The sequence below is a fragment of the Streptomyces asoensis genome (assembly GCF_016860545.1).
GTDB lineage: Bacteria > Actinomycetota > Actinomycetes > Streptomycetales > Streptomycetaceae > Streptomyces > Streptomyces asoensis.
In genome coordinates, this window is sequence record NZ_BNEB01000006.1 from 364,189 (window position 1) to 381,762 (window position 17,574).

General features: G+C 76.4%; 2 protein-coding genes and 2 pseudogenes. All 4 read right to left on the bottom strand.

The genetic code is table 11. The features are described from left to right. Positions 1 to 24: 24 nt before the first annotated feature. Positions 25 to 807, bottom strand: coding sequence for a thioesterase II family protein (locus Saso_RS38020; RefSeq protein ID WP_189928442.1), 783 nt, complete (start codon positions 805 to 807; stop codon positions 25 to 27). A gap of 150 nt (positions 808 to 957) precedes the next feature. Beyond that, positions 958 to 5,175: pseudogene (locus tag Saso_RS38670) on the bottom strand (type I polyketide synthase); the annotation flags it as partial. An 83-nt stretch (positions 5,176 to 5,258) separates the two neighbouring features. Further along, the gene (locus Saso_RS38030; RefSeq protein ID WP_189928438.1) at positions 5,259 to 11,870 is read right to left on the bottom strand and encodes a type I polyketide synthase; all 6,612 of its coding nucleotides are present in this window, start codon (positions 11,868 to 11,870) and stop codon (positions 5,259 to 5,261) included. A gap of 61 nt (positions 11,871 to 11,931) precedes the next feature. Beyond that, a pseudogene (locus tag Saso_RS38035) lies at positions 11,932 to 17,553 on the bottom strand (type I polyketide synthase); the annotation flags it as partial. Positions 17,554 to 17,574: the final 21 nt, after the last annotated feature.

Consider the following 17,574-nt stretch of genomic DNA (forward strand, 5'->3'; position numbering starts at 1 on the left):
AGACGATCGTCTGCGTGCGCGCCGTCAGCCGGCCGTGACGCCGGCCAGGGACTCCGCGACCGCGAGGGCCACCGCGTCCCACCGCGCGGTGAGGTAGAAGTGGTCGCCGGGGAAGGTGCGGAACGTCACCGGTCCGGTGGTCTCCTCCTGCCAGCCGCGCGCCTCCCGCTGCCTGGCCCACGGGTCGCGGTCGCCGAGAAAGACGGCGACGGGGCAGCTCAGCGGGGACCCGGGCTCGTAGCGGTAACCGTCGACGGCCTTGTAGTCGCCGCGCAGCACGGGCAGGACCATGCCGAGGACATCCGGGTCGGTCAGCAGGTCGGACGCGGTGCCGCTGAGGTAGCGCAGGTCCGCGACCAGTTCGGCGTCGGTGCGCAGGTGCAGCCGCACGTCGCGGTGGAGGGAGGGCGCGCCGCGGCCGGAGACGACCAGCCCCGCCGGGGGTGTGTCCCCGGGCCGGCACAGCCTGCGTGCGGCCTCCCAGGCCACGAGCGCTCCCATGCTGTGCCCGAACAGCACGAGCGGGGCGTCCCCGGCGTGCCGCAGGGCCTCGGCCACCCGGTCCGCCAGGGCCGCCAGGTCGTCGAGGAGCGGTTCCGCGCGCCGTTCCTGACGGCCCGGGTACTGGACCGCGAGCACCTCGAAGGGGGCGTCTGGCAGCGCCTCGAACGCCCTGGCGAGCGGCTGGAAGAAGGTGGCCGAGCCGCCGGCGTGCGGCAGGCAGACGAGCTGGATGCGGCCACCAGCGGGCCGGGGCGGGGTGTAGCGCGTCAGCCATGGTCCGGCTGCACGGTCCCAGGGGGTCATGCCGTGTGTCCGTTTCTGCTCCGTGGTGCGGGGAAGGGGGCCGGCCCGGTTGCGTCCCGGCCCGGGGTCGGACGCCGTCGGGCCGAAGAGGATCCGGGGCGTCCGGGGGCGCCGCCGGGCTCACCGGGGGCCGCGCAGCCAGTCGTCGACGGCCTGTGCCGTCTTGGCCGCGTGGTCGGCCTCCAGCATCGAGAAGTGGTCGCCGGGCGCGTCGGCCACGGTGTGCGGCAGCGCCCAGGCCACCCGCCAGCCGTCGTCGGCGGGGTCCGGGCCGCCCTGCGCCGGGAGGGGTTCGGTGGCGCGCACGAGCAGCGTGGGGGTGCCGAGGTGGGGGACTGCGTAGTCGAACCCGGCGTACCGGGCCCGTGCGGTGATCCACGCCTCCGCGGCGCCGTCCGCGGCCCGCGCCACCAGGGCGGCCCGCTCGACGAGGGCGCGCTGCACGGCGTCGCCCCACCGCTCGCCGCCGAGGCCGTGCCCGCCGCCCCATGCCGGGGTGTCGAGCAGCACCAGCGCCCCGGGCGGGGTGCCGCGCCGCTCCAGCCGGGCGGCGACCACCGCGGCGACGTTGCCGCCGCCGGAGTGCCCGAGCAGGGCGAACGTCCGGCCCGCGGCCGCCCGCCGGGCCGCGTCGGCCAGCGCCTCGGCGAGGGCGTCCACGGAGGCCGGCAGGGGCTCGCCCTCCTCGAAGCCCGGCAGCCCGATCGTGGCGACGGCGCGACCGCTGCGGAAGCCGGAGGCCAGCTTGGCGTAGGTGTAGAAGTTCTGCTGCCAGACGAACGAGGGGAAGCACAGCAGCACCGGCTCGTCCGGGCCGTCGCACAGCCAGGCGGTGCGCGGCGCCCGGTCGAGCCCGGCGGAGTCGGTGAACGAGGACCGGAACGCCGCGAGGCCGGCGGTCAGCTCGTGGGCCTCGCGCGCCCGGCCCTCGCGGCAGGCCCGCAGGAACAGCCCGGCGAGCCCGTCCGGGCGGGCGGGGGGCGCGGCGACAGGGACGCCGTCGGCGAGACGGTCGGCGAGATGCGCCGCGAGGCGTTCGCAGCTGGGGTGGTCGAGGACTGCGGTGGCCGGCAGGTCGAGCCCGGTGGCCGCCTGGAGCCGCGTCAGCAGGTCGGCGGCCGGCATGGAGTCGAGACCCAGCTCGCCGAAGTCGCGGGCGACGAGGACCTCCTCCGGGGAGGTGTGGCCGAGCACCGCGGCGACGTGCCGGCGGACCAGTCCCGTCAGCAGGGCGGTCCTGGCCTCCTCGTCCAGGGCGGGCAGCCGGTCGGCCCACCGCTCCCCCACGTCCGCGGGCGGCGGCGTACCGTCCCCGGCGGCGGCCGGGTCCCGGTCCCGGGACGGGGCCTGGGCCAGCAGGGTCGGCACGACGTCACCGGCGTGGGCGTCGGGTGCGCTGGTCAGCCAGTAGCGCCTGCCCTGGAACGCGTACGTGGGCAGGTCGGTGCGGCGCGCCCCGCGCCCGGAGAACACCGCCTCCCAGTCGAGCGGCACCCCGTGGGCGTGCACGGCGGCGACCGCGGTGAGGGCGGTGCGCGTCTCCGGCCGGTCACGGCGCAGGGTGGGGGCCAGGACGCGGGCCGCGGCGCGGCCGCCCAGGCACTCGCGCGCCATGGCGGTGAGGACGGCGTCGGGCCCCAGCTCGACGTAGGCGGTGACGTGCTCGTCGGCGAGCGCGCGCATCCCGTCGAGGAAGCGGACGGTGCCGCGCACGTGCCGCACCCAGTAGCCCGGGTCGGCCAGTTCACCGGGGGCGGCGGCCCGGCCGGTGACGTTGGAGATCACGGGCACGGTGGGCTGCCGGTAGGAGAGGGCGGCCGCGACCTCGCGGAAGGCGTCGAGCATGGGTTCCATACGGGCCGAGTGGAAGGCGTGGCCGACGCGCAGCCTCTTGGTCCTGCGACCGCGCTCCGCCCAGTGCGCGGCGACCCCGGCCACGGCCTCGGCGTCGCCGGACAGCACGGCGGAGCGGGGCCCGTTGACGGCCGCGAGGGACACCTCGGCCTCGCGGCCCGCCAGGTGGGGCGCGAGTTCGTCCGGCGTGGCCTGCACGGCGTACATGGCGCCGCCGGGCGGCAGGGCCTGCATCAGGGCGCCGCGCGCGGTGACCAGGGCGGCCGCGTCGTCCAGGGAGAGGACACCGGAGACGTGCGCGGCGGATATCTCCCCGACGGAGTGGCCGATGAGGAAGCGCGGGGCGGCGCCCCAGGACTCCCACAGCCGGTGGAGGGCGACCTGGAGGGCGAAGGTGGCGGGCTGGGTGTAGGCGGTGGTGTCGAGCAGGGCGGCTCCTCGGGTGCCCGGCGCGGCGAGGACGACCTCGCGCAGCGAGTGCTCCAGGTGCCGGTCCAGGGACCCGCAGGTCTCGTCGAACGCCGCGGCGAACACCGGGAACGCGGCGTACAGGCCCGCGCCCATGCCGGGGCGCTGGGCGCCTTGGCCGGTGAACAGGAACGCGGGCCGGTTCTCGGTCTCCGCCTCGCCTTCCGTGACGGCCGGGTCGGGCTCACCGGCGGCGAGGGCGCGCAGGGCCCGCAGGGCCTCCTCCCGGCCGTCCGCGACCACGACGGCGCGCCGGGGCAGCCGCGCGCGGGTGGTGGCGAGCGAGAGGCCGACGTCGGCGAGGGGGACGCCGGTCCTGCGGGCGATGTGGTCGGCGAGCCGGGCGGCCTGGGCGCGCAGCGCGGCCCCGGTCCGCCCGGCGAGGGGCAAGGGGGTCTCGGCGGGGGTGGAGCCGGAGCCGGACGTGTGCCTGTCGGCCGCGGCGGCCGCCTCCGGGCGGCCCGTGCCCTCGCCGGGGGCCGAAGCCGCCTCGGGGACCGGGGCCCGGCCCGCGCCGGGAACCGCGCCCGTGCCGCGGGCCGATCCCGGTCCTTCCGTGACGGCCGCCGTCCCGTCGCCCGCCGTGGCCGCGCCCACCGCGCCCTCAGGTTCCGTGAGCCCTCGGGCCTGCGGGGTGCCCGGGGCCGGGAAGTCCGGGGCTTGCGGGGCCTCCTCCACGATCACGTGGGCGTTGGTGCCGCTGATGCCGAACGAGGAGATCCCGGCGCGGCGCGGGTGGCCGGCGCGGGTCCAGGCGACGTCCTCGGTGAGCAACCGCACCGTGCCGGACGACCAGTCGACGGCCCGGGTGGGCTCGTCCACGTGCAGGGTCCTCGGCAGCCGCCCCGCGCGCATCGCCAACACCGTCTTGACGAGCCCGGCGAGGCCCGCCGCGGTCCCGGCGTGGCCGAAGTTGGACTTGACGGCGCCCAGCCACAGCGGGTGCGCCGGGTCCCGGTCCCTGCCGTAGGTGTCGAACAGGGCGCGGGCCTCGATGGGGTCGCCCAGGCGGGTCCCGGTGCCGTGCGCCTCGACGGCGTCCACCTCCTGGGGCGTGAGGCCGGCGCTGTCCAGCGCGGCGCGGATCACCCGGCGCTGTGCGGCGCCGTTGGGGGCGGTGAGGCCGTTGCTGGCGCCGTCCTGGTTGACGGCCGAGCCGCGCACCAGCGCGAGGACCCGGTGGCCGTGGCGTCGCGCGTCGGACAGCCGTTCCACGACGACGGCCGCGGCGCCCTCGGCCCAGGCGGTGCCGTCGGCGGCGGCCGCGAACGCCTTGGCGCGGCCGTCGCCCGCCATGCCGCGCTGCCGGGTGAACTCCACGAGCAGCGCCGGCGTGGGCATGACCGACACCCCGCCGACGAGCGCGAGCGAGCACTCGCCGGCCCGCAGCGCGTGCGCCGCCTGGTGCAGGGCGACCAGGGAGGACGAGCAGGCGGTGTCGACGGACACGGCCGGGCCCTCCAGGCCGAGCGTGTAGGCGATGCGACCGGAGGCGACGCTGGTGACGTTGCCGGTCATGGAGTAGCCCTGGACCTCGGCGGGGACGTGGGTGACGTCGGAGCCGTAGGCGGCGTAGGACACGCCGAGGAAGACCCCGGTGGGGCTGCCCTTGAGGGACAGCGGGTCCAGGCCGGAGTGTTCGAACGCCTCCCAGGCGACCTCCAGCATGACCCGCTGCTGCGGGTCCATGGCCAGGGCTTCACGGGGCGAGATGCCGAACAGCTCGGCGTCGAAGCGGGAGACGTCGGCCAGGAACCCGCCCTCCCGCGCGGCGGACGCGGCGGGGCCGCCGTCGGCGGTGCCGAGCAGGGCGTCGAGGTCCCACCCCCGGTCGCGGGGCAGCGGGGACATCATGTCCCTGCCGTCGGCCAGGCGCTCCCACAGCAGGTCCGGGGAGTCGGCCCCGCCCGGGAAGCGGCAGGCCATGCCGACGACGGCGAGCGGTTCCGAGGCTGCGGCGACCAGCCGCCGGTTCTGCTCGCGCAGTCGTTCGTTGTCGGTGAGGGCCGCGCGCAGGGCCTCGATGATCTGTTCGGTGGAGGTCATCGGTCACTCCCTCTCTGTCGGGCGCTCACCGCGCCGTTCCTGGTCCCCGGGGGTGCGGCGGTGGCCCGCCGCGGGCGGCCGGTTCACGACCCGGTGCCGCCGAGGGCGGCGCGCACCAGGTCCTCGAGGTCCATGTCGGCGATCGCCCCGGCGTTCCGGTCCGGCGCGGGTCCGGTGGTGCCGGGCGCCGGCTCCTCGGCGAGCCCGAGCAGGGTGTCGAGCAGTCCGCCGGCGCGCAGGCGGGCCAGCGGGACGGTGGCGAGCAGGGCCCGCACCCGGGCCTCCTGCGGGTCGGGGCCGTCCGCGGCCGCCGCGGCCCCGTCCGGGGCGAGCTCCTGGTGCAGGTGCCCGGCGAGCTCCCGGGGCGAGGGGAAGTCGAAGACGAGGGTGCTGGGCAGGGTGAGGCCGGTGGCCGCGCCGAGGCGGTTGCGCAGTTCCACGGCGGTGAGCGAGTCCAGGCCCATGTCCTTGAAGGCCCTCCCGGCGCCGACGGCCTCGGGCCCGGAGGCGCCCAGGACCGCGGCGACGTGGCCGCGCACCAGGTCCTCCAGCAGGAGCCGCTGCTCGTCGGCGGGCAGGGCCGCGAGCCTGGCCTCCAGCGAGCGGGCCTCGACGGCTGCGGTCCCGGCCCGGGCGGCCTGGCGGGGTGCCTGCCGCCGGCCGCCGAGCAGGCCGCGCAGCATCGCCGGGCCGACGTCCGTGGAGGCGCCCGTCCTCAGCGCCGACACGTCGAGCCGCGTGGGCACGAGGAGGGCCTCGCCCGCCGCCCGGGCGGCGTCGAACAGGCGCATGCCGTGCCCGGCGTCGATGGGCAGGACTCCGGAGCGGGTCATCCGCTCCACGTGGGAGTCGTCCATGCGGCCGGTCAGTTCGCTGGTCTCGGCCCAGTACCCCCAGGCCAGGGAGACGGCGGGGAGACCGGCGGCACGGCGTTGGTGTGCGAGGGCGTCCAGGAAGGTGTTGGCGGCGGCGTAGTTGGCCTGGCCGGGGTTGCCGAGGACGCCGGCACCCGCGGAGTACAGGACGAACGCGGCCAGGTCCGACTCCCGGGTGAGCTCGTGCAGGTGGAACGCCGCGTCCGCCTTGGGCCGCAGCACATCGTCGAGCCGCTGCGGGGTGAGGGAGGACAGGACGCCGTCGGCGGTGGTGCCCGCGGCGTGCACGACGGCGGTCAGCGGGCGGTCCGCGGGCACGGAGGCCAGCAGGTCGGAGAGCGCCTCGCGGTCCGCGGTGTCGCAGGCGGCGACGGTGACCGTGTGCGCGCCGCGTGCGAGCAGGTCCTCGCGCAGGCCGTCGGCGCCGGGTGCCTGCGGGCCGCGGCGTCCGGCCAGCAGGAGGTGCCGCGCGCCGTGGGCGGTGACCAGGTGCCGGGCGAGGATGCCGCCGAGGGTTCCGGTGCCGCCGGTGACGAGCACGGTGCCGTCGGGGTCCGGGGGACGGGGGACGGTGAGGACGAGCTTGCCGGTGTGCCGGGCCTGGGCCATGAACCGGAACGCCTCGGGGGCGCGGCGCACGTCCCAGGTGCGGACGGGCAGCGGCCGCAGCACGCGGCGTTCGAAGAGCCGGACGAGGGTGTCGAGGATTTCACCGATGCGGTCGGCGCCGGCGTCGATGAGGTCGTAGGGGCGGTAGACGACGCCGGGGTGGCGCTCGGCGACCTCGTGGGGGTCGCGGATGTCGGTCTTGCCCATCTCCAGGAACCGGCCGCCGCGCGGCAGCAGCCGTAAGGAGGCGTCGGTGAACTCGTTCGCGAGGGAGTTGAGGACGACGTCGACGCCGCGTCCGCCGGTGGCGGCGTGGAACTTCTTCTCGAAGTCCAGGGTCCTGGAGGAGGCGATGTGGCCGGTGTCGAAGCCCATCCGGCGCAGGGTGTCCCACTTTCCCTCACCGGCGGTCGCGAACACTTCCGCACCCCGGTAGCGGGCCAGCTGCACGGCGGCCATGCCGACGCCGCCGGTCGCGGCGTGGACGAGCACGGTCTCGTCCTCGCGGAGCCCGCCGAGGTCGGCGAGGCCGAACCAGGCGGTGAGGAACGCCGCGGGCACACCGGCGGCCTGCTCGAAGGTCCAGCCGCGCGGGATGCGGGTGACCAGTCGCCGGTCGACGACGGAGACGGGGCCGAACGGGTCGGGCAGCAGGCCCATCACCCGGTCGCCGACGGCGACGCCGGTGACGCCGGGGCCGACCTCGGTGACCACCCCGGCGCCCTCGCTGCCCAGACGTTCCTGGGAGGGCACCATGCCGAGGCCGACCAGCACGTCGCGGAAGTTCACGCCGGCGGCGCGTACGGAGACCCGGACCTGGTTGTCCGTGAGGCGCGCCAGTGCCTGCGGGTGGGGCAGCAGCGCGAGCCGGTCGAGGTCGCCGGGGCCGGTGGTGTCCAGGCGCCAGGCGGCCTCGCCGGGCGGGGGGACGAGGAAGGCGCCGGCCGGGGTCCTGGCCAGGCGGGGGACGCGGGCGGCGCCGAGGCGCAGGGCGAGCTGGGGCTCGTCGGCGGTGAGGGCGGCCCTGACGGCGGCCGCGGCGCGGGCCCTGGACTCGTCGCGCCCGTCGAGGTCGACGAGGAGGAACCGGCCGGGGTTCTCCATCTGCGCGGAGCGCAGCAGGCCCCACACGCCGGCGTGCGCCAGGTCCTCGACGTCCTCGCCGGGCCCCGCGGCCACGGCACGGCGGGTGACCACGGCGAGGACGACCCCGCGCAACCGGTCGTCGGCCAGCCACTCCTGTACGACGCGCAGCACGCCCTCGGTGGCACGGCGGACGGCGGCGGGCAGGCCGTCGGCGGCGACGGTGGCCGGGTCGGACGGGCAGGACAGCAGCGCCACGTCGGGGGCGGGCGCGCCGGACGCGACGGCGGCGGCGAGCTCGGCCGGGCCGCGGTGGGCGCCGGCGAACACGCCGGCGCCGCGCAGGGCCGGCACCAGACCGTGGCCGTCACCGCCGAGCACGGCCCAGCCCGCGCCGGACGGGGCGGCGGCGTCGACGGGCAGCGGCGCCCAGTCGACGTGGAACAGCGAGTCGCGCAGGCCGTCGCCCGTGTCGTCGCCGCCGGCCGGGAGGGGCCGGAACACCAGGCGCCCGACCGTGGCCACGGGGGCGCCCTCGGCGTCGGCGAGGGTGACGGTGACCGCGTCGTTCCCGGCGGCGCGCACCCGCACCCGCACCGCGGCGGGACCGACGGCGCGCAGGGTGACGTCGTGCCAGGAGAACGGCAGGTGGGTGCCCTCGCCGAGGAAGCCGCCGAAGCCGATGGCGTGCAGGGCGGCGTCCAGGAGGGCCGGGTGGACGCCGAACCGGGCGGCGTCCTGGTGCAGTTCGGGCGGGAGCGCGGCCTCCGCGTAGACGGTGTCGCCGAGCCGCCACGCGGAGCGCAGCCCCTGGAAGGCGGGGCCGAACCGGTAGGCGCCGCCCGGGACCGGCTCGTACATCCCCGCGGTGTCCAGGCGCGCCGCGCCGGGCGGGGGCCACGCGGTGAGCGCCTCGCCGTCGGTGACGGGCCCGGGCGGGGCGAGGAAGGCGGTGGCGTGCCGGGTCCAGGGATCGCCGTCGGCGGCGTCGCCGGGACGGGCGTGCACGGTGAGGGCGCGCCGGCCGGCGTCGTCGGGGCCGTCGACCTCCACCTGGACGTGGACGGCGCCGCGTGCGGGGACGGTGAGGGGGCTGTGCAGGGTCATCTCGGCGACGCCCGCGCAGCCGGTGCGCGCGGCGGCCTCCAAGGCGAGTTCCGCGAACGCGGTGCCGGGCACGAGGGCGGTCCCGCCCACGGCGTGGTCGGCGAGCCAGGGGTGGGTCTTGAGCGACAGCCGCCCGGTCAGCAGCAGCCGGTCCCCTTCGGCGAGCCGCACCGCGGCCCCGAGCAGGGGGTGTCCCGCGGAGGTGAGACCGAGGTCGCCCGCGTCGCCCGCATTGCGGTACTCGGCCTCCAGCCAGTAGTGCCGTCGCTGGAACGGGTAGGTCGGCAGGTCGGGAACGCGGCGGGCGCCGGTGCCCGCGAACACGGCGTCCCAGTCCACGGGCAGTCCGCGTGCGTGCCCCTCGGCGAGCGAGGTGAGGAAGCGCTCCGGGCCGCCCTCGTCGCGGCGCAGGGAGCCGAGCGCGACGGCGTCGGCCCCGGCGTCGTCGAAGATCTCCTGGAGGCCGACGGCCAGCACCGGGTGGGCGCTGCATTCGACGAAGAAGCGGATGCCGCCCGCCAGGAGGCCGCGCACGGTCTCCTCGAAGCGCACGGTACGCCGGAGGTTGGTGTACCAGTACCCGGCGTCGAGCCCGGCCGTGTCGAGGGGGCCGGCGGTGACGGTGGAGTGGAAGGGGACGGCGCCGCCGCGCGGCCGGATGTCGTCCAGGGCGGTGAGGACCTCGTCGCGGATCGTCTCGACGTGGGCCGAGTGGGAGGCGTAGTCCACGGCGATGCGGCGGGCCCGCACCCCGTCCGCCTCGCAGTCGGCCAGCAGCTCGTCGAGGGCTTCGGGGTCGCCCGAGACCACGGTGGAGGACGGCCCGTTGGCGGAGGCGATCCCGACGCGGCCCTCCCAGCGGGCGAGGCGCGCGGCGACGCGTCCCGCGGGCAGCGGCACGGACACCATGCCGCCGCGCCCGGACAGGCCCCCGGCGATGGCGCGGGCGCGCAGCGCCACGACCCTGGCCCCGTCCTCCAGGGACAGCGCCCCGGCGACCACGGCGGCGGCGATCTCGCCCTGGCTGTGCCCGATGACGGCGGCGGGCTCCACTCCGGCGGAGCGCCACAGCGCGGCCAGCGACACCATGACGGCCCACAGCGCCGACTGGACGACCACCACGTCGTCCAGCGACGCCGCGCCCTCGCCGCCGCGGACGGCGTCGATCACCGAGCAGCCGGTCCACGGGCGCAGGGCGGCGTCGCAGGCGGTGAGCCGCTGCGCGAACACCGGGGACGACTCCAGCAGCCCGGCCGCCATGCCCTGCCACTGGGACCCCTGGCCGGGGAAGACGAACGCCACGCGGGCCGCACCGGGCCGCGCGGTGCCGGTGACCACCCCGGCGGTGGGCTCGCCGCGGCGCACGGCTTCCAGGCCGGCGAGGGCGCGGGCGCGGTCGCCCGCGAGGACCACGGCGCGGTGTTCCAGGGCGGCGCGTCCGGTGGCCAGGGACCGGCCGATGTCGGTGTCGGGCACCTCGCCGCGGCGTTCCGCGAAGGCGGCGAGGCGCTCGGCCTGCGCGGCGAGGGCGGCCGGCGTCCTGGCGGACAGCACCCAGGGCACGACGGGCAGCGCGAGCGGGGGGCGGGCCGAAGCGCCGCTCCCGCCACCGCCGTCCGGGGGCGCGGCGCCGTCCTCGGGCTGCGGGGCCTCCTCCACGATCACGTGGGCGTTGGTGCCGCTGATGCCGAACGCGGACACGCCGGCGCGGCGCGGGCGGCCGTTGCGCTTCCAGGCCACGGGTTCGGTGAGCAGCGCGACCGCGCCGGAGGTCCAGTCGACGTGCGTGGAGGGGCGGTCCACGTGGAGGGTGCGCGGCAGCAGTTCGTTGCGCAGCGCCAGGACCATCTTCATGACCCCGGCCGCGCCCGCGGCGTGCGCGGTGTGCCCGAAGTTGGACTTGACCGAGCCGAGCCACAGGGGGCGTGCCGGGTCCCGGTCCCTGCCGTACGTGGTGAGCAGGGCGCGGGCCTCGATGGGGTCGCCGAGGGTGGTCCCGGTGCCGTGCGCCTCGACGGCGTCCACCTCGGCGGGCGTCAGCCGGGCGTCGGCGAGGGCGTCGCGCACGACCCGCTCCTGGGAGGGGCCGTTGGGGGCGGTGAGGCCGTTGCTGGCGCCGTCCTGGTTGACGGCGGTGCCGCGGATCAGGGCGAGCACCGGGTGGCCGTTGCGCCGCGCGTCCGACAGGCGTTCCAGCAGCAGCATCCCGGCGCCCTCGGACGGCCCGAAGCCGTCGGCGGCGTCGGCGAAGGCCTTGCAGCGGCCGTCGGGCGCCAGGGCGCGCTGCCTGCTGAAGGCGATGAACCCCTGCGGCGTCGGCATCAGTGCGACGCCCCCGGCGAGCGCCATGGCGCACTCGCCCTGCCGCAGCGACCTGACGGCCAGGTGCAGGGCGACCAGGGAGGAGGAGCAGGCCGTGTCGACGGTGAGCGCGGGTCCCTCCATGCCGAAGGAGTAGGCGACCCGGCCGGAGATGACGCTGGCGAACGAGCCGACGCCGGTGTAGCCCTCCAGGCCTTCCGGCACGTACTGGTGGCCCGTCACGTAGTCGACGGTGGCGGCGCCCACGAAGACGCCCGTGCGGCTGCCCCGGACGGACCGCGGGTCGATGCCCGCCCGTTCGAACAGCTCCCACGACGTCTCCAGCAGCAGCCGCTGCTGCGGGTCCATGATCAGCGCCTCGCGGGCGTTGATGCCGAAGAAGTCGGCGTCGAACTCGCCCGCGTCGTGCAGGAACCCGCTCTCCCGCACGTAGTTGCGGCCCTCCGCGTCCGGGTCCGGGTCGTACAGGGCCTCCAGGTCCCAGCCCCGGTCGACGGGGAACGGGGAGATGGCGTCGACGCCGGAGGCCAGCAGCTCCCACAGGGCCTCCGGGGTGTCGGCGGAGCCGGGGTAGCGGCAGGCCATGCTCACCACGGCGACCGGTTCGGGCTCCTCCAGCTCCTGGATGCGGCGGCGCGCCCTGCGCAGGTCGGCGGTGGCCCGCTTCAGGTAGTCCCGCAGCTTGTCTTCGCTGTTCATCGGCTGTCACACCCATCCATGGCCGAGGTCCTCGGGTCGCTGTGTGGAAGGCAGGCCGTGGTCACGGCGTGTCCAGCTCGTCGTCGAGCAGTGCGAACAGCTCGCTGTCGGTGGCGTCGTCCAGTTCCTCGTCGCCACCGTCGGACGGCCGGGGCGCGCCGTTCCACCCGGCCAGCAGGGCCTGGAGCCTTTCCCGCACCCGGGCGCGGGTCGCGGTGTCGTCGTCGGGGACGGCGGCCAGTGCCTCCTCCAGCCGGTCCAGTTCGGCCAGGGCGGGTGGCGGCGCGGTCGTGGCGGCGGGCGCGAGCAGGTCGAGGAGGAGGGCGGCGGTGGCATTCAGCGTCGGGTGGTCGAAGACGAGGGTGGCGGGCAAGGTGAGGCCGGTGGCCGCACCGAGGCGGTTGCGCAGCTCCAGCGCGGTCAGCGAGTCGAAGCCGATCTCCTTGAACGGACGGTCGGGCTCGATGGCCTCCGGGGTCCCGTGGCCGAGGACCGACGCCACGTGGGCGCGGGTCAGCTCCACCAGCCGGTGCAGCTGCTCGTCCCGGGTGAGGCCGGCGAGCCGTGCCGCCCAGTCCGGCTCCTGCGGCCCGGTGCCGGGTGCGGACGCGGCCCGCTTGCCTGGCGCCGCCTTCACCAAGCCGCGCAGCATCCCGGACAGGGTGCCGTCGGCGGCACGGGAGCGCAGCGCGGCCGTGTCCAGGAGCACGGGCACCAGCAGCGCCTCGTCGGTGGCCGACGCGGCGTCGAACAGGGCGGTGCCCTCGTCCGGGGACAGCGCCAGGATGCCCGCGCGGGCGAACCGGTCCGTGTCCGCGCCTCCCGCCATCTCGCTCGCCCCGGCCCACAGCCCCCAGGCCAGGGACAGACCGGCCAGGCCCGCCGCCCTGCGGTGCGCGGCGAGGGCGTCGAGGAAGGCGTTCGCGGCGGCGTAGTTCGGCTGGGCGAGGCTGCCGAGCACACCGGACGCGGAGGAGAACAGCACGAACGCGGCCAGGTCGGACTCCCGGGTGAGTTCGTGCAGGTTCGCCGCCGCCGTCACCTTGGGCGTGAAGACGTGCTCCACGTCCTGTGCTGTCAGGGCCTCCAGGGGCCGGTCGGCGAGCGCCCCGGCGGCGTGCAGGACGGCCGTCAGGGGCCGGTCGGCGGGAACGGCGGCCAGCACCCGCGCCAGCGCCTCGCGGTCCGCGGCGTCGCACGCCTCCACGGACACCGTCGCCCCGAGCGAGGACAGTTCGCGTTCCAGGGCCTCGGCGCCGTCCGCGTCGCGGCCGCGGCGGCTCACCAGCAGCAGGTGGCGCACACCGTGCTGCTTGACCAGGTGGCGGGCGAGGACCCGGCCGAGCGCGCCGGTACCGCCGGTGATCAGCACGGTGCCGTCGGGGTCCCAGACGGCCCGTGCCGCGGCGGGCGCGGTGGCCGCCGGGCGGATCCTGGGCACCAGGACCACACCCGCGCGCAGGGCCGTCTCGGGCTCGCCCGAGGCGACGACGGCGGGCACGGCGTCCGGCAGGACCGCCAGCGAACCGTCGTCCCCGTCCAGATCCAGCAGCCCGAACCGGCCCGGGTGGGCGGCCGTCGCGGAGCGGAGCAGGCCCCACGCGGCGGCGTGCGCCAGGTCCACCGCGCCGTCCCCGGGGCCGGCCGCGACCGCGCCCCTGGTCACCACCAGCAGCCGCGCTCCGGCGAACCGCTCGTCGGCGAGCCAGCGCTGCACGACCGCCAGCAGGCCCGTGACCGCCTCCAGGGCGTGCCGCGCCACGGCACCGTCCTTCGCGGGCGCCACGCCACCGTGGGACACCACGGTCAGCTCCGGCAGCGGCAGTCCCGCGTCCACGGCACCGGCCAGCGCGTCCAGGTCGTCGTACGTCTGCGGGTACGCGCCCGCCTCCTCCAGCACGTCGGTCACCCCGAGCGGGTCGTCGCCCAGCACCACCCAGTCGGCGGTCTGCCCGGGCGCCGGCACCGGCGTCCATTCCACCCGGTACAGCGCGTCCCGGACGCCGTCCGCGCCACGGCGCAGTTCCTCGGGGGCCACCGCGCGCGCGGCCACCGCCTCCACGGTGCCGACCGGGCGGCCTGACGCGTCGCCGAGGGTCACGGTGACGGCGCCGTCGTCCGAAGGCCTTACGTGCACCCGCAGCTCGGTCGCTCCCATCGCGCGCAGCGACACGCCCGACCAGTCGGTCCACAGCACTCCGGAGCGCTCCTCCAGCCGGGCCGGCTGCAACGCCGCGTCGAGCAGCGCCGGGTGGATCCCGTACCCGGCGGCCTGTCGCTCCTGATCGCCCGGCAGGGCCACCTCGGCGTACATCTCACGGCCCTGCCGCCACACCGCGCGCAGCCCGCGGAACGCCGGGCCGTAGCCCTGTCCGGCGTCGGCCGCGCGCTGGTGGAAGTTGGCGACGCTGACCGGCTGGGCCCCCGGGGGCGGCCACTGCGCGAGCCTCTCGACGGTCCCGGCATCGTCGGCAGCCCCGGTCCGTCGGGCGCCGTCGGGAACCAGCCGGGCGGTGGCGTACCGCACCCACGGCGTCCCGTCCTCCTGCGTCCCCGGCCGTGCGTGGACGCCCAGTTCACGCGCGCCGTCCTCGTCCGGCGCGCCCACGGACAGCTGGACCTGCACCCCGCCGCTCTCCGGCACCACCAGCGGCGCCTCCACGGTCAGGCTCTCGACGACCTCGGCCCCGGCCCGCTCACCGGCGTGCAGGGCGAGCTCCGCGAACGCGGCACCGGTCAGCACCGGTGTGCCCTGCACGGCGTGGTCGGCCAGCCAGGGGTGGGCGTGGAGCGACAGCCGCCCGGTCAGCAGCAGTTGGTCGCCGCCCGCCACCTCGACGGCCGCGCCCAGCAGCGGATGTCCCGCGTCCGCGAGCCCGAGCCCGGCCGGGTCACCGGCCCCGGCGGGGCCGGACTCCAGCCAGTACCGCTGCCGCTGGAAGGCGTACGAGGGAAGGTCGAGCCGGCGGTCGGCGCCGGTGCCGGCGAAGAGGGTGTGCCAGTCGACGGCCAGGCCGCGGACGTAGCCCTCGGCGAGGGAGGTCAAGAAGCGCTCCGGGCCGCCTTCGTCGCGGCGGAGGGTGCCGAGCGCGACAGCCTGGGCGTCCGCGACGTCGTCGAACGTCTCCTGCATGCCGACGGTCAGAACGGGGTGAGGACTGCATTCCACGAAATAGCCGAAGCCGTCCGCCAGCAACTCACGGACCGTGGCGTCGAACCGCACCTCCTGACGCAGGTTCGTCACCCAATAACCGGCGTCCAGATCGCCGGTGTCGATCACCGAGCCCAAGACAGTGGAGTAGAAGGGCACTTCAGCGGCACGGGGTTCAATGTCCGCGAGGGCCTCGATGACCTGCTCCCGGATCAACTCCACCTGCGCGGAGTGGGAGGCGTAATCCACCGCGATACGACGCGCCCGTATCCCTTCGCCGTCACAGGCGGCCATCAAATCGTCCAAAGCCACCGGCTCACCCGAAACCACCGTCGAAGAAGGGCCGTTGACCGAGGCGATCGAGATCCGCTCACCCCAGCCCGCGATCAACTCCCGTACCCGGTCCGCACCCGCGGCCACCGACACCATGCCACCATGACCGGACAGGCTCCGCGCGATCGCCCTCGCCCGCAACACGACCACCCGGGCACCGTCCTGCACCGACAGAGCGCCCGCCACCACAGCAGCAGCGATCTCCCCCTGCGAATGCCCGATCACCGCCCCCGGCTCGATGCCCACCGAACGCCACACCGCCGCCAGCGACACCATCACCGCCCACAACGACGCCTGAACAACCACCACATCGTCAAGAGAGGCAGCCGTCGGCAGACCCCGGACGACCTCGGTCACCGACCAGTCCACCAACGAAGACAGCGCCGCGTCACACTCCTGAAGCCGCTCCCGGAACACCGGAGAGGACTCCCACAACCCCGCCCCCATCCCGAGCCACTGGGACCCCTGCCCCGGGAACACGAACACCACCCGCGGCGCCCCGGACAGCACCGTGCCGGGCACTACGTCGGCCGTGGGAACGCCTTCGCCCAGAGCGGTCAGCGCGGTGTGGATGCTTCCCGCGTCGGTCGCCAGCAGGACCGCACGGTGGTCGAGAGCGCCCCGGGAGAGGGCCAGGGTGGCTCCCACGTCGAGCGGGGACGTGCCGGGGTGGTCGTCCAGGTAGGCGGAGAGGCGGGCGGCCTGGGCGTGCAGGGCTGCCGTCGTCCGACCGGACAGGGGCCAGGGGACGACGTCGCCGACCAGGCCGACCGGGTGCTCCCCGGTCGTGGTGGCGCCGACGCCCGTCGCGCCGGTCCCGTCGGTGCCGGGAGTCCCCGTGTCCTCCGGTGCCTCCTCCAGGATGACGTGGGCGTTGGTGCCGCTGATGCCGAACGCGGAGACGGCGGCGCGGCGCGCGCGGCCCCCCGGAGTGTCCCACGGACGGGCCTCGGTCAGCAGGCGCACCGTTCCCGGGGACCAGTCGACCTGTGGGGTCGGGGCGTCCACGTGCAGGGTGCGGGGCAGCGAGCGGTGGCGCAGAGCCTCGACGGTCTTGATCACGCCGGCGATGCCCGCGGCGGCCTGGGTGTGGCCGATGTTGGACTTCACCGAGCCCAGCCACAGCGGGTGTTCGGCCGGACGCTCCTTGCCGTAGACGGCGAGCAGGGCCTGGGCCTCGATGGGGTCGCCCAGGGTGGTGCCGGTGCCGTGCGCCTCCACGGCGTCCACGTCCGCCGGAGCGAGCCGGGCGTTGGCGAGGGCGGCCTCGATGACGCGTCGCTGGGAAGGGCCGTTGGGGGCGGTGAGGCCGTTGCTCGCACCGTCCTGGTTGACGGCCGAGCCCCGGACGACAGCGAGGACCCGGTGGCCGTGGCGCCGGGCGTCGCTCAGCCGTTCCAGCAGGACGAGACCGGCGCCCTCGGAGAAGCCGGTGCCGTCCGCGGCCTCGGCGAACGCCTTGCAGCGGGCGTCCGCGGCCAGGATCCGCTGCCTGCTGAACTCCACGAACTCCATCGGGCTCGGCATCACCATGGCCCCGCCCGCCAGCGCCAGGGAGGTCTCCCCCGCCCGCAGCGACTGCACCGCCCAGTGCAGCGCCACCAAGGAGGAGGAACACGCCGTGTCGATGGTCACCGCGGGCCCTTCCAGGCCGAAGGTGTAGGCGACCCGCCCGGACACGACGCTGTTCGCGGACCCGGTCATGGTGTAGCCCTCGAGACCGTCCGGGATGCGCTCCACGTCGGCGCCGTAACCGGTGTAGGAGGCACCGACGAAGACGCCGGTGTCGCTGCCCTTCAGCGAGAACGGGTCGATGCCCGCACGCTCGAACGCCTCGTAGGAGCACTCCAGGACCAGTCGCTGCTGCGGGTCCATCGCCAGGGCCTCGCGCGGCGAGATGCCGAACAGTCCGGCGTCGAAGGCGGCCGCCCCGGCCACGAAGCCGCCCTCGGGCGCCAGCTCCCTGCCCTCCGGGTCCGTGAGCCGCAGGCTCGCCAGGTCCCAACCACGGTCCGTGGGGAAACCGGAGATGGCGTCACCGCCGCCCTCGACGAGCCGCCACAGGTCCTCGGGGGACTCCGTGCCGCCGGGGTAGCGGCAGGCCATGCCGACGACGGCGACCGGCTCGTGGTCCCGTTCCTCGACCGAGCGCAGGCGGCGCTGCGTGCGGCGCAGGTCGGTCATGACCTTGTTGAGGTATTCCCGGAGTTTCTGCTCGTC